The organism is Williamsia sp. 1138 (genome assembly GCF_002095435.2).
Lineage (GTDB): Bacteria > Actinomycetota > Actinomycetes > Mycobacteriales > Mycobacteriaceae > Williamsia.
Genome location: NZ_MJEJ02000050.1, coordinates 123715 through 145892, shown reverse-complemented (window position 1 = coordinate 145892; position 22178 = coordinate 123715). Strand labels below are relative to the sequence as shown.

The 22178-nt window shown below is 64.7% G+C and carries 17 protein-coding genes and 1 riboswitch; of the genes, 7 read left to right on the top strand and 10 right to left on the bottom strand.

What is annotated here, in order from left to right; all coding sequences use genetic code 11:
- Nucleotides 1–31 precede the first annotated feature (31 nt).
- A riboswitch (SAM riboswitch) is annotated at nucleotides 32–141 on the bottom strand.
- A gap of 261 nt (nucleotides 142–402) precedes the next feature.
- The 6 genes from BH683_RS21570 to yhjD all read left to right on the top strand — a co-directional run bounded on the left by BH683_RS21570 (nucleotide 403) and on the right by yhjD (nucleotide 7954).
- Complete coding sequence (locus BH683_RS21570) at nucleotides 403–1875, top strand: PE-PPE domain-containing protein (protein ID WP_084838333.1); 1473 nt, start codon at nucleotides 403–405, stop codon at nucleotides 1873–1875.
- A gap of 302 nt (nucleotides 1876–2177) precedes the next feature.
- A complete protein-coding gene (locus tag BH683_RS21565) occupies nucleotides 2178–3401 on the top strand; it encodes an NADP-dependent isocitrate dehydrogenase (RefSeq protein ID WP_084838332.1) in 1224 nt (407 codons plus the stop codon).
- A 205-nt stretch (nucleotides 3402–3606) separates the two neighbouring features.
- Nucleotides 3607–4815: an MFS transporter gene (locus tag BH683_RS21560; RefSeq protein ID WP_246833522.1), complete on the top strand. Its 1209-nt coding sequence runs from the start codon at nucleotides 3607–3609 to the stop codon at nucleotides 4813–4815.
- Between the two features lie 110 nt (nucleotides 4816–4925).
- Nucleotides 4926–5732, top strand: coding sequence for an exodeoxyribonuclease III (locus BH683_RS21555; protein ID WP_084838330.1), 807 nt, complete (start codon nucleotides 4926–4928; stop codon nucleotides 5730–5732).
- Between the two features lie 32 nt (nucleotides 5733–5764).
- Nucleotides 5765–6805, top strand: coding sequence for a tryptophan--tRNA ligase (gene trpS / locus BH683_RS21550; RefSeq protein ID WP_084838329.1), 1041 nt, complete (start codon nucleotides 5765–5767; stop codon nucleotides 6803–6805).
- Between the two features lie 30 nt (nucleotides 6806–6835).
- Nucleotides 6836–7954, top strand: a complete 1119-nt coding sequence (yhjD, locus tag BH683_RS21545; protein WP_084838328.1) for an inner membrane protein YhjD — start codon at nucleotides 6836–6838, stop codon at nucleotides 7952–7954.
- Between the two features lie 28 nt (nucleotides 7955–7982).
- Here the strand turns inward: yhjD and BH683_RS21540 are convergent, their stop codons facing one another.
- The gene (locus BH683_RS21540) at nucleotides 7983–9308 is read right to left on the bottom strand and encodes a D-alanyl-D-alanine carboxypeptidase family protein (protein WP_084838327.1); all 1326 of its coding nucleotides are present in this window, start codon (nucleotides 9306–9308) and stop codon (nucleotides 7983–7985) included.
- 126 nt (nucleotides 9309–9434) lie between these two features.
- Between BH683_RS21540 and BH683_RS21535 the strand changes: the two genes are divergently transcribed.
- On the top strand, nucleotides 9435–10577 hold the full coding sequence (locus BH683_RS21535) for a beta-mannosidase (protein WP_246833513.1): 1143 nt from the start codon (nucleotides 9435–9437) through the stop codon (nucleotides 10575–10577).
- A 24-nt stretch (nucleotides 10578–10601) separates the two neighbouring features.
- Here BH683_RS21535 and BH683_RS21530 read toward each other — a convergent pair whose 3' ends face one another.
- The 9 genes from BH683_RS21530 to BH683_RS21490 form a co-directional block, all read right to left on the bottom strand.
- Nucleotides 10602–12296, bottom strand: a complete 1695-nt coding sequence (locus tag BH683_RS21530; protein WP_084838326.1) for a glycosyltransferase family 39 protein — start codon at nucleotides 12294–12296, stop codon at nucleotides 10602–10604.
- Nucleotides 12289–13782, bottom strand: a complete 1494-nt coding sequence (locus BH683_RS21525; protein ID WP_084838442.1) for a glycosyltransferase — start codon at nucleotides 13780–13782, stop codon at nucleotides 12289–12291. The genes BH683_RS21530 and BH683_RS21525 overlap by 8 nt, the downstream gene beginning before the upstream one ends.
- 53 nt (nucleotides 13783–13835) lie before the next feature.
- Nucleotides 13836–15323: a hypothetical protein gene (locus BH683_RS21520; protein ID WP_084838325.1), complete on the bottom strand. Its 1488-nt coding sequence runs from the start codon at nucleotides 15321–15323 to the stop codon at nucleotides 13836–13838.
- A 6-nt stretch (nucleotides 15324–15329) separates the two neighbouring features.
- Complete coding sequence (locus BH683_RS21515; RefSeq protein WP_246833512.1) at nucleotides 15330–17297, bottom strand: cellulose biosynthesis cyclic di-GMP-binding regulatory protein BcsB; 1968 nt, start codon at nucleotides 17295–17297, stop codon at nucleotides 15330–15332.
- 114 nt (nucleotides 17298–17411) lie between these two features.
- Entirely contained in the window at nucleotides 17412–18419 is a 1008-nt protein-coding gene (locus BH683_RS21510) for a TauD/TfdA family dioxygenase (protein WP_084838324.1), read from the bottom strand.
- 79 nt (nucleotides 18420–18498) lie between these two features.
- A complete protein-coding gene (locus BH683_RS21505; protein ID WP_084838323.1) occupies nucleotides 18499–19491 on the bottom strand; it encodes a glycine betaine ABC transporter substrate-binding protein in 993 nt (330 codons plus the stop codon).
- Nucleotides 19488–20258: an ABC transporter permease gene (locus BH683_RS21500; RefSeq protein ID WP_084838322.1), complete on the bottom strand. Its 771-nt coding sequence runs from the start codon at nucleotides 20256–20258 to the stop codon at nucleotides 19488–19490. Before BH683_RS21500 ends, BH683_RS21505 begins: the two co-directional genes overlap by 4 nt.
- Nucleotides 20255–21478, bottom strand: a complete 1224-nt coding sequence (locus BH683_RS21495) for a betaine/proline/choline family ABC transporter ATP-binding protein (RefSeq protein WP_281492328.1) — start codon at nucleotides 21476–21478, stop codon at nucleotides 20255–20257. The genes BH683_RS21500 and BH683_RS21495 overlap by 4 nt, the downstream gene beginning before the upstream one ends.
- Nucleotides 21475–22122: an ABC transporter permease gene (locus tag BH683_RS21490; protein WP_084838439.1), complete on the bottom strand. Its 648-nt coding sequence runs from the start codon at nucleotides 22120–22122 to the stop codon at nucleotides 21475–21477. Before BH683_RS21490 ends, BH683_RS21495 begins: the two co-directional genes overlap by 4 nt.
- Nucleotides 22123–22178: the final 56 nt, after the last annotated feature.

The window sequence follows — 22178 nt, the reverse complement described above, 5'->3', positions numbered from 1 at the left end:
AACATCCAATTGAAATTGGGCCCGACCTGCGGACCCGCGCTTGCTGCGGCGAACCGCAACCAGGTCATCACCCGGAGCACCCCACCGCGGTTGGAGGGTTGCCGGTCAGCGAGCCGGGGCTTGTTGCTGACACTCATGACCTTTCGCAGTAGAGGATATAACACGCGTGGGAGTCGCTGAGAACCCTCTCGCGCACCTCGATTCCTCTCCGTTTCCGGCTCCCGGATTCCCGTATCGTTCTTGCCCCGCCGACGACGGCACATGGCGGACGTGCCCGGTGGTTCACACGTTCGATGGATAGCTGTGATCGGAGGTGGGCTTTTATGATTGTTTCTTCGCCAGTAGCAATCATTCTTCTGCGATACCTCGACCGCTCGCAGTCACGACCACCAAGGGGCCGGTATGGGTTCGCACAGAAAGCGGGCTCGTGCCCGGACGAGTTCGGGGCGTCGTTCGATGGCCGCCGCTGCCACCGTGGCGGTGACCCTGCCGGTCGTCGGGTTCTTGGCTCAGCCGGCGAACGCGGCCGATGATCCGGTCGATTGCGCGCAAGGTCGCGTGTTCGTCGTGCCCGGAACCGCCGATCCGAACTCCTTGCACACAGCCGGCCTGGAGACGCGCTACGGAACGCAGGGCAAGGACTATCGGATCGAAGTCGTCGAGTATCCAGGTGTGCTGTGGCCCCTCGGTGCGACGTCGTACGACCAGAGTGTCGACGAGGGGATCGCGAACCTCGAGACCGCGGTGGCGGCGTATCACGCAGCGTGTCCGGAGCGGCCGGTCGTGATCGTCGGGTACTCCCAGGGTGCCCGTATCGCCGGGGACGTGTTGTCGGAGATCGGCCGTCGGCAGAGCTCGGTGGACATCGATCCGGCGCAGGTATCGGGTGAGCTGTACTCCGACCCGCGTCGCACCGGAGACGCCCAGGGTCGCGGCATCGAGTTGATCCTCCCGGGAGTACTCCCCGGCATCACCATGAACGGTCCGCGGGAAGGTTTCGGCGGCGCGAGCGTCACGCAGTTCTGCGTAGAAGGCGACCCCATCTGCGACCTGCAGGATCCACTGCATTACCCGTTCAGGGCCATCGACGGATTGCTGGGCTACTTCGTCAAACACGTCACCTATGACGACGACATCGAGAACGGTCCCGACGTCAGCGGCGGGCCCGCAGACGACGTGCTCATCCCATCTGACCCTGCGATCGGGGTCATCCTCAAGAGTCTCGGCCTGCCGTACCGGTACGTCGCTGTCGACAATCCACTGCAGTTCCCGGAACTCGCGGTGCTTCGTCCGCTGTTCCATGCCTTCAACGATCTGGTGGCACCACTGCCGCATCTCGGACACGGCGCATACCTACCGGATCTCTGGGTTCTTCGCGACGCCCTGTCAGGAAGTCCCGGTGCCTGGCAGGCGATCGGTGACAGCGCTCTCAGCATCCTGCGTTACCCGGAGAACTTCGTCCGCGACTGGATTGCCGAGATCGACCGGCAGCTCGACCAACTCGACGGCACCAGGCTCGGTATCGTTCCCGAGCCGCGCGCGGAGGCGCCCGTGTCCGCGACGCAACAAACCGCGACGGAGGTCTCGCCGGAGGGCCGGGTCTGGATCGAACCGGAAGATCTCCCGCAGACCGCCGCACCTGAACCTGCGTGGGTGTCGACCCCGCCGCCTGCGACCGAGCCGGTGGCGTCGAAGCCGGCCGCGGCGACCCCTGCGACCGCCGAGCCAACCGATGAGTCGGCCGCGCCCGACTGGTCACCGGCAGGCACGTTGGCACCCGCTTCTTCTGCGCCCACCTCGGTTGACGTCGCCCCGGCAGAGGAGCCCGGTGGCGGCGCTGTGGAACCAGAGCTTGAACCGGCGGCCGCATCCTGACGGAACCACAAACCCACCTACCTCATACACACCCAGCGGTGCAGCACGTGGGTTTGTCTGAGGTACATGGGTCTGTGTGGCCGGCGTGGTCTGCGCGGAACAGCACGAGAACCGATGCTCTCGACGCTCGGACTACGGGTATGCTGATTTAGCAGTACGCCCGTCATATTTTCTTGGGTGGTGCGGCCGGTTTCCTCGCGCCGTGTCAGATCGGATGCGTCGGACGTGCGCGCGACCGGACGAGGTCGCAGTAGACAAGCCCCGTTCGCAGGGCAGCACATCGCAGGAGGACGCGTAGCCATATGGGCAAGATCAAGGTCGAAGGAACAGTCGTAGAGTTGGACGGCGACGAGATGACGCGAATCATCTGGCAGTTCATCAAAGAAAGGCTGATCCACCCCTATCTGGACATCGACCTCGATTACTACGACCTCGGGATCGAGGAGCGCGATCGCACCGACGATCAGGTGACCATCGATTCCGCGAACGCCATCCTCGAGCACGGCGTCGGGGTGAAGTGCGCGACGATCACACCGGACGAGGCTCGCGTCGAGGAGTTCGGCCTCAAGAAGATGTGGCGTTCGCCCAACGGCACCATTCGGAACATTCTCGGCGGAACCATCTTTCGTGCCCCCATCATCATCTCGAACGTCCCGAGACTGGTTCCTGGGTGGACGAAACCGGTCATCGTCGGGCGCCACGCCTTCGGCGACCAGTACCGCGCAACGGATTTCAAGGTCCCTTCGGGTGGCAAGGTCACCATCACCTACACGCCGGACGACGGCTCGGAGCCGATCGAGCACGAGATCGTCCAGATGCCCCCCGAGGGCGGCGTCGTGATGGGGATGTACAACTTCAACAAGTCCATCGAGGACTTCGCACGGGCCTCGCTGAACTACGGCCTGCAGCGCAATTACCCGGTCTATCTGTCGACGAAGAACACCATCCTCAAGGCCTATGACGGCGCTTTCAAGGACATCTTCCAACATGTCTTCGACACCGAGTTCAAGGCCGAGTTCGATGCTGCAGGAATCCATTACGAGCACCGCCTCATCGACGACATGGTTGCCTCCAGCCTGAAATGGGAGGGCGGCTACGTCTGGGCGTGCAAAAACTACGACGGTGACGTCCAGTCGGACACCGTTGCGCAGGGGTACGGATCGCTCGGCCTGATGACCTCGGTCCTGCTGACCCCCGACGGCCGTATCTGTGAAGCCGAGGCCGCCCATGGAACGGTGACGCGGCACTACCGCCAGCATCAGCAGGGAAAACCGACCTCGACCAACCCGATCGCATCGATCTTCGCGTGGACCCGTGGCCTCGATCATCGCGGCAAGCTCGACAACACCCCGGAGGTCCGGGAGTTCGCGCAGAAGCTCGAAGACGTGGTCATCGACACCGTGGAGGGCGGCAAGATGACCAAGGATCTCGCTCAGCTCGTCGGCGGTGACCAGGCCTATCTCACCACCGAGGAATTCCTGGGTGCGATCGACGAGAATCTCGAAGCGGCCATCAAGGCGGGCTGACCCCGGTCGGCGACGGCCGTTCGCATCCGCGTCGGCCCAGGGCTCGTGTCCTCTGTGTGGCAGTTCACGGCCAGTTGCGGAATGGTGCGGCGCCTGCGACGGTTTGCACCTTAGTCATTTCGGCAACGGAGCCGTCACCCCGAACGTCCCGAGAGGATGGTCCATGTCTGCAGTCAGTGCCACCGCCCCAGCTCCAACGGGGGAGATGCGTGGCAGCAGACGGACCGTCATCCTCGCCCTGGCCCTCGGTGCCTTCGGTATCGGTACCACGGAGTTCGTCGCCATGGGCCTGCTGCCCTCGATCGCGCAGTCGCTGGGAACCACCGAGCCAACCGCCGGTCATGTGATCTCCGCCTACGCGCTCGGTGTGGTCGTCGGTGCCCCGCTGATCGCGGCCCTGACCGCTCGGATGTCTCGGCGCACCCTGCTGATCGCACTGATGATCGCTTTCACGGTCGGCAATGCCGCCACCGTCTTCGCGCAGTCCTACGGCATGTTGATGTTCGCCCGCTTCATCGCGGGTCTGCCGCATGGTGCCTACTTCGGGGTGGCGTCGCTCGTGGCCGCGTACCTTGCCGGACCGTCGTCCCGGGCCAAGGCGGTGGGGCAGGTCATGCTCGGCCTGAGCGTGGCGAACGTTGTCGGGGTGCCCGCTGCCACCTGGCTCGGCAGCACACTCGGTTGGCGAGCGGCCTTCGTCGTCGTCGCCGTGATCGGGTTGCTCACCATCGCGGCACTCTGGTGGTATCTGCCGTCTCTGAGCGGCATGAAGATCACCAATCCGATGACAGAACTCGGTGCGCTCGTGCGTCCACAGGTGTGGTTCACCCTGTTCATCGGGATCGTCGGATTCGGCGGCATGTTCGCGTTCTACACCTACATCAACACGACGTTGACCAGCGTTTCGGGCGTGTCCGAGTCGCTCATCCCGATTGCGCTGATGCTCTTCGGGCTCGGCATGGTGGCCGGCAACCTCGCAGGCGGTTGGCTTGCCGACCGCGGAGTCGTCCGCGCCATCGCGATCGGCCTCGTGGCGATCATGGCGATGCTGCTGCTCTTCGCGCTGCTCGCCTCGAACGCCTGGGCGGCGTTGGCGCTCACCTTCCTGATCGGGCTGAGCGGGACCGCTCTGACCCCTGCGCTGCAGATCAGGCTGATGGACGTCGCCGATGACGCACAGACGCTGGCGGCCGCGCTCAACCACTCGGCGCTGAACATCGCGAACGCAGGTGGCGCATGGCTCGGCGGCCTCGTGATCGCGGCCGGTTACGGATACCGCGCGCCGTCGGTGCTCGGTGCGGGCCTCGCCGTGGCGGGCATGGTGGTTCTCGGTATGGCTCTGCTCTATGCCCGGCGGACCAGGAGGCGAGCGGCTCCCGTCGTCGAACAGCTGGTCACGGCAGACGCGCGATGACGTCGCAGGCCGGCGGGTCGGCCACGCCGTAATCGCAGCGGTGGTCTGGCCGCCTTTGCCGCGAGTCCCGCTCGATCTCGTGTCGGTGCCCGCCCGTAGGCTCGGCGGACGTGACGACAATCGTGACCACGATAAACGCAAACGGCATCCGCGCGGCAGTGAAAGAGCGGTCGGAACGCAATCTCGGATTGCTGCCCTGGCTGCGCGACACCGACACCGATTATGTTCTCCTGCAAGAGACTCGGGCCACCGAAGAGCAGACCTTCGAAGCGCTGGCTCCGGCGTTGGCAGCCGGGTGGCACTTGTGTATGAGTGAAGCCGCCATCAAAGGGCACTCCGGGGTCGCGATCCTGTCCAGAACCGAACCGGACAAGATCCGGCGGGGCTTCGGAAGCGACGAGTTCGACTCCACCGGTCGCTATATCGAGGCCGACTTCGGTGACTTGACGGTCGCGAGCCTGTACCTCCCGAAGGGCGCCGGTGATGGGCCGAAGAGGGACGAGAAGTTCCGCTTTCTCGACGAGTTCGCCGCGCATCTCGGCAAGGTCGCACGTAAGCGTCGCGACGTTGTCGTCGGCGGTGATTGGAACATAGCGCCCACCGAACTCGACCTGAAGAACGCCAATGGAAACGTGAAGAACCCGGGCTTCCTGCCGGAAGAGCGGGCATGGGTGGCCGGTCTTCTCGAGAGCGGCTGGAACGATGTCGCGCGGGAGCTCGCCGGGGACGTCGCCGGACCGTATTCCTGGTGGAGTTGGCGCGGCAAGGCATTCGACAACGACGCGGGCTGGCGGATCGATTACCAGCTGGCCAACAAGCGACTGGCCGCCAAGGCGACGAAGTCCTATGTGCACCGCGCCGGCGCATACGACCTGCGGTGGTCCGACCATGCGCCGGTCACAGTGGAGTACTCGTAAAACCGGTCGCGGCCGGATGAGAGAATTCACCGGTGAGTGACGTGACAACCGAGACCAGCCCACCGCAGCGGCGCAAACGCGTCTTGTCGGGCATCCAGCCGACCAGCGATTCGTTCCACCTCGGGAACTATCTCGGTGCCGTGCAGCAGTGGGTGAAGTTGCAGGATGAGTTCGACGAAGCGTTCTACTTCATCCCGGACATGCATGCCATCACCACGGCGCATGATCCGAAGGCGCTGCGGGAGCGGTCCAGGCGCAGCGTCGCCCAGCTCCTCGCGCTCGGGGTCGATCCCGGGCGCGCGACCATCTACCTGCAGTCGCACGTCCCGCAGATTGCGCAGCTGACCTGGGTGCTCTCGTGTCTCACCGGTTTCGGCGAGGCGAGCAGGATGACGCAATTCAAGGACAAGTCGGCCAAGGCCGGCGTCGACCACGCGAGTGTCGGACTCTTCACCTATCCGATCCTGATGGCCGCCGACATCCTCACCTTTCAGGTCGACTCGGTGCCGGTGGGCGAAGATCAGCGTCAGCATCTGGAGCTGACCCGAAACCTTGCGCAGCGCTTCAACTCCCGGTTCGGGAAGACCTTCGCGGTGCCGGAGGTGTTCATCGTGAAGGAGACCGCGAAGATCTACGATCTGCAGAATCCGGCCGCCAAGATGAGCAAGTCCGCAGAGTCCGATTCAGGACTGATCAACCTGCTCGACGATCCCAAACGGTCGGCGAAGAAATTGCGCTCTGCCGTGACCGACAACGGGCGCGAGATCGTCTTCGACCGGGCGGAGAAGCCCGGCGTCAGCAACCTTCTGACCATTCAGTCGGCATTGACGGGTGCCTCCGTGACCGATCTGGTCGCGGGGTACGAGGGGCAAGGTTACGGCCAGCTCAAGGTCGACACCGCGGATGCGCTGACCGCGTTCGTCACGCCGCTGCGCGAGCGTTTCGACGAGTTGCTCAGCGACACCGCCGAAATCGACCGGGTGCTCGCAGCGGGTGCCGAGCGTGCCCGAGAGGTCGCTTCCCGAACATTGCAGATGGTTTATGACAAAGTTGGGTTCGTAGCACCCAGCTGAGATGGACTGACCTACCGAACGGGGAAACCGATGTCACCAGCGCGCCACCCGCGAATCGGGGGTCGCGACTCCACGAACGTCGACACCAAGGCGCCGGAGCGCAAGTACACACCTGCGACCGAAGACAACGCTGAAAAGCCATCCTTTCTCGACAAGCAGCGCGCGGCTCGTCCCTGGTTGGACCACCTCGTCGAGGCAGGTCAGCGCTATCAGGGCAGCAAGGGTGACTACTTCGCGGCCGGGACAACGTATTTCAGCATCTTCGCCTTGTTCCCGCTACTGATGATCGGGTTCGCCGTGGCGGGCTTCGTCTTCGTCAACAACCCCGATCTACTGGACCGCGCGAAGGAGAAGATCGCGGAGTCGGTGGACGGCAGCATGGGGGACCAGCTGACCGATCTGATGAATCAGGCGATCGACTCCCGTACGACGATCGGTGTCATCGGTCTGGTGGTGGCGCTGTACGCCGGACTGGGCTGGATGGCGAATCTGCGCATGGCGCTGACGGTGCAGTGGGGTGATGAGCCCGAGTCCGACGGCGTGGTGAAGACCAAGCTGGCCGATCTCGCGGCGTTGCTCGGGCTGTTCGCGGCCATGGTGGTCACCTTCGCGCTGTCGGCCCTGTCGAGCAGCGGTCTGACGGCCAAAATCCTCGAATGGCTGCAGCTCGACGAGCTTCCGGGAGTGTTCATAGCGATCAGGGCTGTGTCCATTGTCCTTTCGATCTTCGCCTCGTGGCTTCTCTTCACCTGGGTGATAGCGAAGTTGCCGCGCATCGCGTTGCCCCTGAGGAACGCGGCGAGGGCGGGTCTGCTGACGGCCGTCGTGTTCGAGATCTTCAAGTTCGTGGCGAGTTTTTACCTGCAGTCGGTGATCACCGGCCCTGCGGGCGCCACGTTCGGCCCCATTCTGGGCATCATGGTGTTCGCGTTCATCACCACTCGCATCATCTTGTTCGCGACTGCGTGGGCCGCGACGGATCCGCGCAATCGTAAGTACGAACCGGCCTCGATTCCGGAGCCGGTGGTCATCGATCCGCGTGTGCAGGTACGCGAGGGCCTCGGGCCGCGCGGCGTCGCGGCAGCCATCGGGACCGGTGTGGTTGCTGCCGTGGGTATCTCGGCGGCGCTGACCCGGCGACGGTCCTAGTCGCGTGTGATCCGGAGTGCGAGCGGCGTCAGTGTCGTTTGTTCATCCGCAGGCCGGCGTACACGAGGCCGACGACGACGAGAGCACCGATCAACCCGATGAACAGTCGAACAGTCCAGTCGGTGCCGGACTCGGACTCGGGGGCGGCGACCCGATTGCCGTCTCGGGGCTCGGCGTCTGCGGATTCGGTCGGCTGGCCCGGCTCCTCGATCAGGGTGCCGATGTTTCGCTCGGCGGGCTGGGCGTATCCGTAGTCGAGCATGGCCTCGGCCTGGCGCCAGAACGAGCCGGGCCCGTCGTTGAGTCCGTACATCTGCACGATGAGGATCTGGCGGCCGTCACGCTCTGCCGCGCCGACGAATGTTTTTCGGGCATCGTCCGTGTACCCGGTCTTCCCGGCGATCATGCCCGGATAGCTGTAGAGCAACTGGTTCATGTTGTAGAGGTCGATACCAGGGTCGCCGGACGGGGTGGTTTCCACCGTGGTCTCGGTCGACGGTTCGGTCCCGTCGGCGTCGGTGGTCTCCGTGGGCATGCCGGGATATCCCGGGAACCGGAGTTCGTCATGCCGTGAGATCTCGACGAACTCGGGAAATTGCAGGGCCGCACGGAAGATCAGCGCCTCATCGTAGGGTGAGCTGCTCATGCCGGGCCCGTCGAGACCGGACGCGGAGGCGGCGCGGGTGTCGGTTGCCCCCAGTTCCGCCGCCTTCTCGTTCATCTTCTCCACGGCCGCGTCCTGGCCACCGAGTTCGCGGGCCAGAGCGTGCGCACAGTCGTTGCCAGACACCAGCATGAGTCCGGTGAGCAGGTCGCGGACGGTGTAGGTGCCGCCGGGACCGACTCCGGCGGCGTCGCCCTCGACCTCGTCGTCTTCCTGGGTGCCGGTGATCGTGGCGTCCAGATCCAGTTCGTCGAGGACCACCAGGGCGAGCAACACCTTGATGGTGCTGGCCGGGCGGTAGCGGCCATGCGGATCCTTCGCTGCGAGCACCTTCCCGGCGGTCAGATCGGCGATCAACCAACCAGCGGCGGTCAGGCCTGCAGGCACGGGAGCGGCTCCAGGGGCGAGGACGACCCCGCACCCTCCGAGCAGGTCTCCACCTACCGGAGGATCGGGTACCGGCAGCGGTGCAGGGGACGGCACGCCGGCCGGCACGACCTCGGACTCGTCGACGGGCGGGACCGGGGTGGTCTGGTACGGGCACCCATCGGTGACCGTCTCGGGCGCCGGTACGCCGATCGGTGGCGTCAGCGTGACGGGCGCGGCGGTCACCACGACAGGTCCACTGAGCGATAGCAGGAGTATCAGCGCGGCCACCAGGACCGAAGCACGCTGTAGTGGTCGGATCATCGACTGCGACAGTACCGGTCACAGTGCACTTCAGGTGTCGTCATATGGCGGAATTCGACCGTTTGGTGCAGGGATTCGGCCAGATGCCTGCCCGACTACTCGGCTGGAGCGGCATACGATGGCCTGATGAGCCGTGGAGCCTGTGCCGGGCGGCGCCCGACGGACCGTCGTCGGTGGGCGCGGGTGGCCGTCGCGACCGTGGTCGTGGCACTGGTTGCCGCTGTCGCCGGATGTGGGACAGGCAGTTCGGGGGAAGATCAAGACACCTCCCGCGTGTCGACAACCGCCGCCGGACTACTCCTGGACGGTCGACCCTGGTGGCCGATCGGGCTGAACGCCTATCAGCTCGGTACCGATTGGACGCTGAACAACGGCTGCGGGGCGCAGGTCGACCTCGACTCGTACTTCGGGGCCTTACCGAAGGATTCGGTCACCCGGTTCAATCTCTTCGCCTCCATGGCGGTCGACAAAGACACCCACGAGACCGACTTCTCCCGGTTGGATTCGATCTTCGACGCCGCGGGCCGACACGATCAGTTACTGGTACCCGTGCTGGCCTCAGGTGAAGGTGCCTGTGAGGACGGCAAATTCAAAGACCATCAGTGGTACTCCTCCGGATGGGACGACATGCCGCCGGAGACCGCGCCGATGCCCTATGCACGCTGGCTCGACACCGCAGTGGCCCGCTGGGGCTCCTCGTCGACCCTGGCCGGGTGGGAACTCGTCGGCGAGCCAGAGGCTAGCAACTGTGGTGACGCGGCGTGCAGCTGGCAGGCCCGAACCTGCCCGGCCGACGCCGCGCACGTGTTGCGTTCGTTCTTCGACGACGCCGGCGCACGGCTCAAGTCGCTCGATCCCGACACCCCGGTATGGGCCGGACTCGCCGGCGGTGGACAGTGCGGGGCGCAGTTCACCGAGTACGGCGACGTCGCCGCATCGGCGGGCATCGACGTTCTCGACTACCACGACTACAGTCCGCAGGAGCTGATACCGGGCACCCAGCACGATGGACTGGCGATTCGGTTGACGCAGGCGCAGGCGGTGGGCAAACCACTGGTCGTGGCCGAGATGGGGCAGCCTGCGGGGGGCTGCGTCCGTTTGCAGGAACGGGCGGACACGCTCGCGCGCAAGGTCTCGGCTCAGAGCGAGGCGGGTACGGCAGGTGCCCTGTTCTGGTCGTTCGTGCCGGATCCTCGACTCGGTGAGTGCACCTTGGACATCGGGCCCGGCGATCCCATGTTCGGCGTCATTCGCAAGTTGGCGGCCTAGTCGGACGGTTTACCGCCGCGTCGATCAGTCGTCAACGGAATCGAGGACCCGGTAGATCCGCCACACCGGCTGACTTTCGCCGTCGTTGGGCACTTCGAGCGCCAGCGTCGCGATATCGGCGCCGGTCTCGTAGAGCGTCGGATATCGGAGGTTCAGTGCATCTGATTCGCCTCGGCCGGTGTTGGGCACCGAGAGCAGATACTTCACGTTGTTGGCCGCGGGATCGTTGAGGATGGCGGTGAAGTCCTGATCGGATGGAACAACGAAGGTCTTGGGTTTCGTCGAGGCGACCACGACGGCGAAACCGTAGACGGTGTCGGTCAGGATCGACCCCTCGGGCAGATCGAGTCCGTCGAGGTACCGCGCCATCTCGCGCTCGGTCGAGAAGGTCGCCGCGATGCGATGTTCGGTGGCCTTGCGGGCGGTGACGTTGTCCGGTTCGGGCGCGAGCACAGCTCCGAGCGCGTACTCCTGGGGAGCATAGTGCGGCTTGCTCATTCCCCACGCCGAACTGGGAACGGTGACCGCCAGTAACAAGGCCGCGGCGACGAAAGCGGGCCACTTCGGGGCGTGGCTGATCCGGTGCCGGGGTGCCGGATGGCGCGATGGCGAGAGCGTCTGAGTCGGCGCATATTTGCCGCGCCGCTTGGTGATCGTGCAGGCACGGGCGGGCAGGAGCAGGATGGCCGTCGTCGCGGCCAGCGGTACTGCGAGGATGTAGAAGCGCAGGAAGCCGAACGTGGAACCGCTGGCGTAGCTGTAAGCCTGGAAGGCCAGCACCGCCCCGAAGATCAAGACCGGTACGAGCAGGGGTATCCAGTCGCGTCGCCACCAGCCGGCCACCCCGGCCAGCACCAGAAGTGGGATCAAGGTCGGCGCGAGGAGCAAGGTCGAGGTGAACGAGAACTCGAGGCCGGGTACGAACTGGCTGGGGGTGTCGGCCCCCGATTGCTGCATGATCGACGAATTGCCGTACTGCGAGCTGAATTGGGCGAACGCCTGTCCGGTGATCAGCCAACTGGTGGCTGCCCAGCCGAGAAATGCGAAGAAGCCGGGCGCCGCGACCAGTCCGCCGTCGAGGACGGCACGACGCCAGCGCAGGTGCGGGACACTGCGAAATGCCGTGACCGCGGCCACGAAGATCGCGGCAGCGCCGATGGCTGCGACGGCGTCGTACCGGGTCAGGTAGCCCAATCCGAGCGCCACGCCGGCAGCAGCCAGATGGTGGACATCGTCGTCCGTCGCCCAGGCGATCAATCGGCGGACCGCCCAGCAGGTGAAGAACACGAACGGAGCCTCGCTCATCCCGTTGGAGCCGTAGAACACGATCATCGGATTGAAGGCGAAGAGAACGGTGATCAGCAGCGTGAACGAGCGTGGGAGGCCACGATCCGCGCCGATACCGAGCACCTGTACCGCGGCGCCGGCCATGAAGAGGGCCGACATGATCACTCCCGAGTAGGCGAGTTCCGTCATCGGCTGCCAGATCTCGCTGAACCCCACGGCCGGTAACTGCACGAGAGCGGTGAGCGGCGTGAAGATGAAACCGATTGCGGCGACGTGGGGATCGCGGCTGAAGAGCACCGTCTCCGCTGATGAGACCCTGGACAGGGCATCGCCGATGATGAAGCCATGACGGACACACAGGTAGTACCCCACCACCAGATAAACTGCGGCGCAGACGAAGTAGACGATCGTGCTGAGGCGTCTGCTACCCATTGCCACTCTCCGCACCGGTCGGCGCATCGCCGGGGTTCACGTCGGTCTTGACCGAGAGGCCATGGAAGGTCTTCTCCCAGTACGAGGGGTTTCGGATCAGTTGGTAGCACCCCTTCGCGGACGCGATGCTCATCATCACCCAGTAGATGGGGACGGTGAGCGCTGGTAGCAGGAGATCGGGACGGTCGTCCTCACGGATGGCGATCAGGTTCATGTAGATCGTGGCGCCATTGCCGAAGATGAGCGAGACCAGTGCCGGAAAGTAGATGTACCAGGGGAACACCTCGCCGATGAAGGCCGGCTGGCCGAGAAACCACATCACCGTGATGAGCCAGAAGACGAGATTCAGGCAGGCGATTACGGGGGTTCCCGCCAGTAGCAGCGTGAATCGGATGAAGCTGACGGCGCCTATCGCTTTCCACAGTGTGACCGGCCGACGCACATGCACCAGCCAGGTCTGCAGGTAGCCCTTGTACCAGCGTGATCGCTGACGGATCCAATTGATCGGGTCGCTGTTCGCCTCCTCGAGGGTCACCGAGTCGATCACCGCTGTGCGGTAACCGGTTTCAGCGATCCGCACCCCGAGGTCGGCGTCTTCGGTGACGTTGAAAGGATCCCACGCGCCGATCTCTCGCAGGACAGAACGCCGCAGATGATTCGACGTGCCACCGAGCGGGATGGGTGCGCGACTTCGCATCAGCCCGGGGAGCAGGTAACCGAACCACAGTCCGTAGTCGTTGGTGAACCATCCGGTCAACAGGTTCTGCCTGCCGTTGTGGAACGCGAGTTTCGCCTGCACGCACGCGATCGAATCGTCGCCGTCGGCGAAAGCGAGGACCGCACGCCGCAATTGGAGCGGATCCGGGAGATCTTCCGCGTCATAGATGGTGACGATCTCGCCCGTGGCGAGGTGGAGCCCGTAGTTGCAGGCCTTGGGTTTGGTGCGCGGTTCGGCGGGCGGCACCAGCACGATGGTGATCATCTCGACGCCCTTGCACGCCTCGGCCGCGTTGATCGTCACGTCATCGTCCGCTTCGAGCAGCAGCAGGACCTGCATCTTCTCGGCTGGGTACTCGATGGCGGCCATCGCCCCGATGAGGTCGGCCACCACCTCGGGCTCGTTGTAGGCGGGCACGAGAATCGTGTACATCGGGAGTTCGGAGTCCGGGACGGCCCGGGCGCGTTCGTCACTGATGGAGATGGGGCCGGACGCGAGCCCGCGCCGGAAGATCAGGAGCCGGTCGCCGAGGGACCCGACGTAGAAGAGGGTGCAGAGCCCGATCAGCGAGGTCGCGGTGGCAACGGGTTGCCAGATGGCAAGACCGATGACGATGACGCAGAACCCGATCAGCACGGCCTTCTGCCATCCCACCACCGCGGTGGAGGCGGATCGCAGCGGGTCGACCGCGCGCAAACCCTCGATCGCGTCGAACAGGGCGGTGGTCTTGAACTCGTCGGAGTCCGGGTCCATCCCGTCGGTGCTCATGCCGTTCGACAACGGGGCACCGCGTCGCAAGCCCTCGGGTTCGGAGGGCCCTGTCATGAGGCCTGCCTTGCGGGTTCGAGTTGTGCGGCGACCAGTTCCCGACCCAGCACGGTGAGCATCCCGGCGTCCTTGAAGTTCGGATTGTTGTTGTCCACCACCGAATTGCCGCGGATGAGGACGGTGAACAAGGTGTTGAGGTTGTCGACCAAAGCGTCCTCGGGTTTTGGGAACGGTGCGTCTGCGTCATGGTTGTCGACGGTGAGCAGCGTGACTCGCTGGGCGGCGGACCTGTTGCGCCAGGTCCATGTCAGCTTGGTCCAGGTCACCAGCAAGGTGTCGTCGACGACGGTGAAGATCTCGCCGACGACGTCATTGCCCAGATCGATCTCGCGGCCGTTGCTGGATCGGGTCGCGGTCATGTTGTAGATGACGTTGTCGGGGTACACGGAGAAGGCCACCGGCCGGAGGGTGGTGACGCTGTCGACGACGACGGTCCTCGGCCGGGACAGTTTGTCCCAGGCGGGGTTTCCTTCCTCGGCGAGCAGGCGCTGGCGGATCAGGTTGGATGTGCGACCGAAGAAGCGCTTGACGAAGTCGTACTCGGTGACATCGGTGGTCTGCCACCCTGCTGGGGCGATGAGGGGGGAGCCGAACTCGAGTGCGTTGTCCCGCAGCACAGGCGGCGCTGTCGACCGCGGCAGACTGATGAGCGACAGCGCCACTGCGAACGCGGTCACCATGGTGACGGCCAGCAGGATGGTCTTCGCCGAGAGTGGATTGATGGGACGGTCCATGGGCGTTTTCGCCGTCCCGCGTCTGGAATAGAGATACATCGCCTCGGCGACGAGCGCGGTGGCCAGCAGTGGAGGAATTTGGGTGTACGCCATGACCGGAGCAGTCGGGAACGTGACGTACATGACCAGCAGGATTCCCATCCCGACGACCACTGTGCCTGCCGCCCCGATCAGTCCACGTCTGCGGGTGCGGCCCACCGCCAGAGCGGTCGCGCCTGCGGCCAAGACGACCATGACTCCGGCCGCAGCATATCGGGTGCCGCCCAGCGTGATGACGATGATCCGAAACCCGAGCGGGAAGACGGTCAGCAAGAGTAGCCATACCAACGCGAAGCGGGACACGGGACGCAGCCCGAACAACACCACAGCGGCACTGACCACGAACAACCACATCGCAAGTAGGTCGAGCCGTATGAGGTGGTATTGGTCGGCGTACCTGCCGACCAGGACCCCTTTGATCAACAGGGCCAGCACCAAACCCATGAAACCGATGATGAAGTCGGTTTGCCGGTCATGAATGGGGAGCTCGCCCGAACGACGCCTGGCCACGCCCTGAGCCGCGAGCAGCGCGAGCCAGGGGATCGCGAGGACATATCCGATCAGGCTGCCGGAGTACGACTCCTCGAGCACACTCGCCAGAGAATCCCAGAACGCCACCAGCGTGAGGACGGCGATCAACGCCCAGCGGAAGATGATCCGGTAGACCGGGTGCAGGGACGAGAAGAGCGGAAATTCAGCGGCCGCCACCTGAGATCAGCTACCTGGTTCGCGGCGCCGGCTGCGCAGGATCAAGAATCCGACGCCAAGTGCGATGGCGACGAGCACGCCCGCCCCGATCCAACGGACCAGCTGCTTGTTGTCATCGTCCCCGGAGGTGGATTGCTGGGAGTCGGCATCCGTGATCATCGCTATCGGATCCCGGTCGGGTACCGCGATCAACGCGTTGCCGTTCAGTGTGATCCAGCGCTCTTCGTCTGCTTCGAGCCAGCGGAGCAGCGAGTCGAGTTGTCCCGCAGCGCCCGTCGAGGAGGCCACCAGTACCGTCCGGTCGCCGTCCCGTACGGTCTGCAGCGATCCGAATGCCACTGCCGGGTCGAGCGTCAGGGTGGTCTTCTCTCCGGAACTGTCGACTCCCTCGATGTCGATCGGGCCACCTGCGGTGGTACTCACCGGCAGATCGATGCCCGGCTCATTCCAGCCGTCGGCTGAGATCAGGATCGCCGGATTGCTCGATGAGACAGCCTCTCCGAGGGGAACCACGGTGGTCTCGATCGGCACGGAGCTCAGCCGCTGCAGACCGGTGACGATGCTGGACGCACGCGCCGTGTCGGCCAGAGATCCCACGGTCAGACCGATCTGCACCGATGGCATGAAAGCCTGCGGAATCGACTGGAATCCGGGCGGAACAGGTGGATCTGCGGGGGTGCTCTGTACCGGGCTGTCACCGTCGATGGTGAGTGTGATGGGCGAGCTCTGGCCGCATCCACCGGTGTCACCGGCCGCGTCGACGGCGACATTGAGGTCGGTGAAGCGCTGCAGCAGCCGGTCGGGGATGTCGACCCACTTGTCGATCGTCCCGTTCGGGTCGGCGACCCACCGGGAGATCACCTGATCGCCGACGGAAACGACCACCTGCCCCCCGTAGTTGGGCGGCAACGGTGTATACGAACCCTTGAGATTCACCCGGATGTTCCCGGCCGGTCGTCCGAGGCGGGTCTGGTCGATGCCGATGGACACCTGGGGGTCGGTCAAAGCCGTTGCGCTGATACCGGGTTCGCCCAGGTCGCGCAGGGTGGTCGAGTCGGGAGGCAATTGCGGGCTGACCCGCAGCGGTCCGGCCACTGCTCTGGAGCTGACCGCGAGACGGGAGATGTCACTGGTCAGCAGGAGGGTCTGGTTGCTCAGTTCGGCTGCGGGACCACTGATCACCAATGCCGGCACTCCGGGGCCCTCGAGCAGGGTGACCCCGCTGGTCGGTTGTTCGATGATCGTGATCTGGCGCTCGAGTGGCGCGGAGGGGGTGTCGGGTGCGTTCCGGCCGGCCGGAAGTCCCTGCACCACAACTTCGACTGGCTGAGCCCCGTAATACGCGACCACCGCCGACGACAGCGCGACGGCAGCATTGGATTCGCTCTGGCTGGGCGTCTCGGGAACGGACACCGTGAGCTTCTCCAGAACGGGCGGTAAGAACTCTGCCACCGACGTCGGCGCCGTTTCGGTCCCGGTGAACGCCACCGAGGCGTCGGTTAGGCGCATCGGGTCTGCCTTGTCGAACACACAGAGCCCGCCGGCGGGCTCCAGGAACGACTGCAGCGTTATCGCGACAGAGTTCTCGACGACGGTTGCCCCGCGCAGGGGAATCGTGATGGGTGCCCGGTCAGCGGTGGGGACGTCGACCCGGGAGAGCGTGCGATCCTGCTGGACGGCCGAGATGCTGCCGCCTTGCAGATTCGGGGGTAATTCGACGGTCGCTCTCAGCTCGGAGGGAGCGAGGCCGGAAGGCACCGGGATGGTGACCGTCTGGGTTCCTTGCTGTCCGAAGAAGGACAGGGTGTCACCTGCGCCGAGCGTGGGCAACGCCAAAACAGGTGATTGCGAGGGGGATCCACCGTCGCCGGGCGCCGCCACGGCTGAAGGAAGCGCACAAGCCGGGATCACCACAATTGCAGCTGTGGTGATCGCGGTGAATATGCGAAGGGACCGCTGATATGCCGGAGTCATCACGGTCATAGTAAGCAGCAAACAGAATGTTTTTGCGGTCGAACCGCGCTTCAGTACGCCACGGTTATCGAATTGGTTCGCAAATCACCGTGTCGGTTTGAGGGCGAACTCGGCTCAGAGCCCGCCACCGGCAAGAAATCCGGTGACGCTGGCGTCGCTGGCCGGTTCCCATCCAACGAGCGAGCGCGGCGTTTCGACGATCGAATATCCCGATGCGTCACCTTCCAGCGAGGTCGAACGCACCCGGTCGACCCCGACGGGTACGTCTCCCGCCAGTGTGACGCGATTCACCCGGCGGAATTGCTTTCCGAAATCGGCGACACCGTAATGCTGGGTGGACCGGTTGTCCCAAATGGCCACGTCGCCGTCATTCCAATTCCACCGGAATGTGTTGTCAGGTCGTTCGATGCGTGCCTGCAGTAACCGCAGCAGGTCTGCGGTCTCCGACGTCTTGAATCCGGAGAACGATTGCACGAAATGCCCGAGGGTCAATGCACGCTCGCCGGTTTCCGGATGGACCCTGACGACCGGGTGTTCGGTGCGGAAGACCGTCTTGGAGAACTCGGCGCGGTAGGCGGCATCGGAACTGTCGCCGACCGTGAGGTGCTCCGCGTAGTCGTAGTCATTGGAGTGGACGGCGCGCAGCTGGTCGGCCAGGGCCCGCAGCGGCAGCGGCAGCGCCGCGTAGGCCGCCACCGTCGACGCCCACATCGTGGCGCCACCGTAGCTCGGACGAACGGTGGGCCGCAGCACGGAGATCTTCGGGATCCGGTCGACGAACGTGACATCGGTGTGCCAGGAGTTCGCGGCCCCCTCCAGCGGCAGCAGGTCTTCGCCGCGAGAGAGCACTGTCGGATGAGCCTTGGTGGGGGTGCCGAGCAACGCCGCGAAGGCGTACTGTGCGTCGTCGTCGAGATGCTGCTGACCGGTGAAGATGACCGCCTTGTGGGTGGCGATCACCGCGCGGATGGCCTCCACCGTCTCGGCATCGAGATCGGCGGACAGTCGGACGCCGTCCACCCTGGCCCCGAGGTGTTCGCCGAGCTTGGTCACCGTCAGCAGATCTGCCGGACGCGAGGGTGAATCTGGGGTGACGACGGGGGATTCGGCAAGAGCGGTCATGACTCCAGTTTGCGTCTGACCGCAGATCCTCGACACCTTAGACTCACGCTGATCGGAAGTAGTTCGCCTGGGTGAGGATCTATCCCTCGGTGATGAACCCCTGCGCCACCATCCAGTCCCTCGCCACGATGGCGGGGTCGCGGCCGTCGACGTCGACCTGCTTGTTGAGCTCGGTGATGACCTCGTTGGTGAGTGCTGCAGTCACCGGTGCGGTGACCGGCGCTATCTCCGGGTGCTTCTCGAAGAAACTCGCCTTCATCGTGACCGACGGGTTGTAATGCGGGAAGAACTGTTTGTCGTCGGTCAGAACGGTGAGTCCGAGCCCGGCGATTCGGCCGTCGGTGGTGAACACCTCGCCGAACTTGCATTGGTTACCGGTGGAGGTCGCCTGATAAATGATTCCCACCTGAAGAATCGGTGTCTGGGCCTGGGCCGGATCGAATCCATATGCGGCCGCCATCCCCGGGAAACCGTCTTGCCGGGCCCGGAATTCGGTGTCGACACAGGTGGCTGCCGCGGCTGGATTGGTTTTGACCAGTTCCGCGTACTCCGAAAGATTGGTCACGCCGGTTTCGTCGATGACCTTTTGGCTCGCCGCCAGGGCATAGGTGTCGTCCATGGGTCCGGGTTCGAGCCAGATCATGTCGTTCTTGGCAAGATCCTCATCGCGTACGGCCTCGAATTGCTCCCTGGTGTCCGCGATGGGTTTTTCGTGCCCGAGATAATTGATCCACGCATTGCCGGTGAATTCGTAGGCGACATCGACCTGTCCTGCGATCTGAGCGTCCCGGGTACTGCGCGAGCCCACGATCCCGGTCATGTCGCGGACCTCGGCGCCTGCGGCGACGAGGGTGAACTCGAGGATGTACCCGAGGATGACCTGCTCGGTGTATTCCTTGGAACCCACGGTGATCTCGACGCCCTTGAGGCCCTCGTTCTCGGTGATCGATCCGGGGCCGACCTTCAGTGGAACCGCGCCACCGGACGACAGTCCGCATCCGGCGAGGACCACTGCGCAGATGAGTGCGATCACGACGGGGAAGACTCGGCGCCGCGGTGAGGAGTGCGTCATGCGCGCACTCCCTTCGGTCCCAGGTAGTACTCGGCGAGCGCGCCGACCCAATCCACGAGCAAGGCCAGGCACACGGCCAGCACGCTGCCGAGGATCAGGGTGACGTTGTCGCGCAGTTTGTACCCCGTGTCGATGAGGACTCCGAGTCCACCTGCATTGACGAGGAAGCACAGGGTGGCGGTACCGACCGCGAGCACCAGGGAGGTGCGCAGCCCGGCGAGGATGTACGGCACGGCGAGCGGGAGTTCGACCCGGAACAGGATCGACGAGGGCGACATCCCCTGGCCTTGGCCGGCGTCGATCAGGGACTTGTTGACCTGGTCTATTCCCAGGATCGTGCTGCTGAACACGGGGAGCAGCGAGTACACCGCAATGGGGAGGACACCGATCCAGAAGCCAGTCTCACCGGTCCAGAGGAAGAGCAGCACGAGCAGACCGACGGCAGGCGCCGCCTGACCGACGTTCGCCACGCCGATGAACGGCGGTCGCAGAAACCGGGCGCGACCGCGGGTGACCAGGATCCCCGCGGGGACACCGACGAGGACGACGATCGCCGTCACCGTGATGGTGATCAGCAGATGCTGCCACACCAGCGTGCTCACGTTGCCGACGCTGACGTTGACCTTCTGTGTCGCCGTCAGATCCTGGCTGAAAGCCCAGAAGATGACCGCGGCGGCGGCGATGACCACCAGGATGGGCTGGATGATCAGACGCAGTTTGTCCGCGGTGCTGATCGAGGGTGTCGGCGCCTCGACTGCCGTGGTCATTTCGTGAGGTCCGGGGCATCGGCGACCTCGCCGGCCGGCGGGTCTGCGGCGGGGGTGTTCCGCAGGTGGGTGATGGTCGAGATCAGCGTCTCCAGGGTGACCACACCCTGGTAGCGGTTACCCGCACCCGCGACGACGGCGGACGCGTGGTCTTCGGCAAGCATCGCTTCGAGCGCATCTTGCAGGGTGGCCTGGATGCTGATCAGTTCGTTGAGCGGTTCGGCGACGTCGTCGACGGTGTTCGCCTGTCGTAGCCGCCCTTCCCGCACCCAGCTCACGGGACGCTCGCGGTCGTCCAGGACGACGGCCCAATCGTGCTCGCTGGTGGCGAGTTCTGTGCGCAACACGTCGACACTGTCTCCGAGATGGGCCGTGGGCCGGCTCTCGAGATCGATGTCCTTGACGCGGACCAGTCCGAGCTGACGAAGTGAGGCGCCGGTGCCCACAAACCCGGCGACCGTGTCGTCCGCAGGATTGGCGAGGATGGCCTGCGGGGTGTCGTACTGCAGAATCTTCGACTGCTGACCCAACACGGCGATACGGTCGCCGAGTTTGACGGCCTCGCTGAAGTCGTGGGTGACGAACACGATCGTCTTGCCCAGTTCGCTTTGCAGTCTCAGCAATTCGTCCTGCAGCGAACTGCGGGTGATCGGGTCGACGGCGCCGAAGGGCTCGTCCATGAGCAGGACCGGCGGATCCGCGGCCAGGGCCCGCGCGACACCGACCCGCTGCTGCTGCCCTCCGGACAATTGCCGCGGGTACCTGCCCGCATACTGAGCCGGATCGAGCCCGACCAGATCGAGGAGTTCGTCGACGCGGTCGGCTATTTTCTTCTTGTCCCACTTGAGCAATCCCGGGACCAGCCCGATGTTCTGGCGGATCGTCATGTGCGGGAAGAGGCCGGCCTGCTGGATCGAGTAGCCGATCGAGCGGCGCAGTTCGGTGGGCTTGATGGACAGCGCGTCTTTGTCACCGATCGTTATCTTGCCCGACGTCGGTTCGCTGAGACGGTTGATCATCCGCATGGTCGTGGTCTTGCCGCAGCCGGAGGGTCCGACGAACACCACGACGTCGCCTGCGGGAATGTGCAGTGAGACGTCATTTACAGCAGGTGTTTTCGACCCGGGGTACGTCTTCGACACGTGATCCAGCGTGATCTGCACGCCGGTGGGGTTTTCGGTGCGCAGACTCTTGGAGACTGCGGCTGACTGTTCTGTCACCGGATGCCTTTCGACGTTGTGAGCCGTCCGAGAAGTACGTAGAGAGCGTCGAGAACGAGGGCGAGGATGACGATGAGCAGGGTGCCGCTCAGCGCCATCGGCACCGCGGTCGGACTACCGACGCGCGCGAGGCCGGCGAAGATCAGGTTGCCCAGCCCCGGCCCCTTGACGTACGCGGCGATCGCGAGGACGCCCATCGCCATCTGGGTGCTCAGCCGCATACCGGCGAGAATCGCCGGCCATACGAGCGGGAGCTCCACCCGCACGAGGGTGATCACCCGGCCCATGCCGATACCTCTGGCGGCGTCGATGAGCGCGGGTTCGATGTTGTTCATCCCGACGATCGTGTTCCGGATGATCGGCAGCAACGAATAGAGCACCAAAGCCGTGATGCTGGGGATCACGCCGAGCCCGACGAGGGGGATGAGCAGGCCCAACAGCGCGAACGAGGGGACGGTGAGGACTGCGCTCGAGATCGAGGTCGCCAAGTTCGAGGCGATGTCGTTGCTGTAGGTGAGCAGACCGATCACGACCCCGATGACGGTGGCGATGATGACGCTCTGGATGACCGCACTGACGTGCTGGTAAGAGTCGAAAACCAACTGGGATTGGTGCGACGTGATGTAGTCCCACAACGCGTTCAAGCGATGGCCCCGCTTTCCTCGTCCTGCGACCCCCACGGGCGCCACGCCGCTTTGTC

Bases quoted from the DNA above. Each gene is read 5' to 3' on its own strand.
- BH683_RS21570 (WP_084838333.1), top strand. From the start codon at position 403: ATGGGTTCGCACAGAAAGCGGGCTCGTGCCCGGACGAGTTCGGGGCGT.
- BH683_RS21565 (WP_084838332.1), top strand. From the start codon at position 2,178: ATGGGCAAGATCAAGGTCGAAGGAACAGTCGTAGAGTTGGACGGCGAC.
- BH683_RS21560 (WP_246833522.1), top strand. From the start codon at position 3,607: ATGCGTGGCAGCAGACGGACCGTCATCCTCGCCCTGGCCCTCGGTGCC.
- yhjD (WP_084838328.1), top strand. From the start codon at position 6,836: ATGTCACCAGCGCGCCACCCGCGAATCGGGGGTCGCGACTCCACGAAC.
- BH683_RS21540 (WP_084838327.1), bottom strand. From the start codon at position 9,308: ATGATCCGACCACTACAGCGTGCTTCGGTCCTGGTGGCCGCGCTGATA.
- BH683_RS21535 (WP_246833513.1), top strand. From the start codon at position 9,435: ATGAGCCGTGGAGCCTGTGCCGGGCGGCGCCCGACGGACCGTCGTCGG.
- BH683_RS21530 (WP_084838326.1), bottom strand. From the start codon at position 12,296: ATGGGTAGCAGACGCCTCAGCACGATCGTCTACTTCGTCTGCGCCGCA.
- BH683_RS21525 (WP_084838442.1), bottom strand. From the start codon at position 13,782: ATGAGCACCGACGGGATGGACCCGGACTCCGACGAGTTCAAGACCACC.
- BH683_RS21515 (WP_246833512.1), bottom strand. From the start codon at position 17,297: ATGACTCCGGCATATCAGCGGTCCCTTCGCATATTCACCGCGATCACC.
- BH683_RS21510 (WP_084838324.1), bottom strand. From the start codon at position 18,419: ATGACCGCTCTTGCCGAATCCCCCGTCGTCACCCCAGATTCACCCTCG.
- BH683_RS21505 (WP_084838323.1), bottom strand. From the start codon at position 19,491: ATGACGCACTCCTCACCGCGGCGCCGAGTCTTCCCCGTCGTGATCGCA.
- BH683_RS21500 (WP_084838322.1), bottom strand. From the start codon at position 20,258: ATGACCACGGCAGTCGAGGCGCCGACACCCTCGATCAGCACCGCGGAC.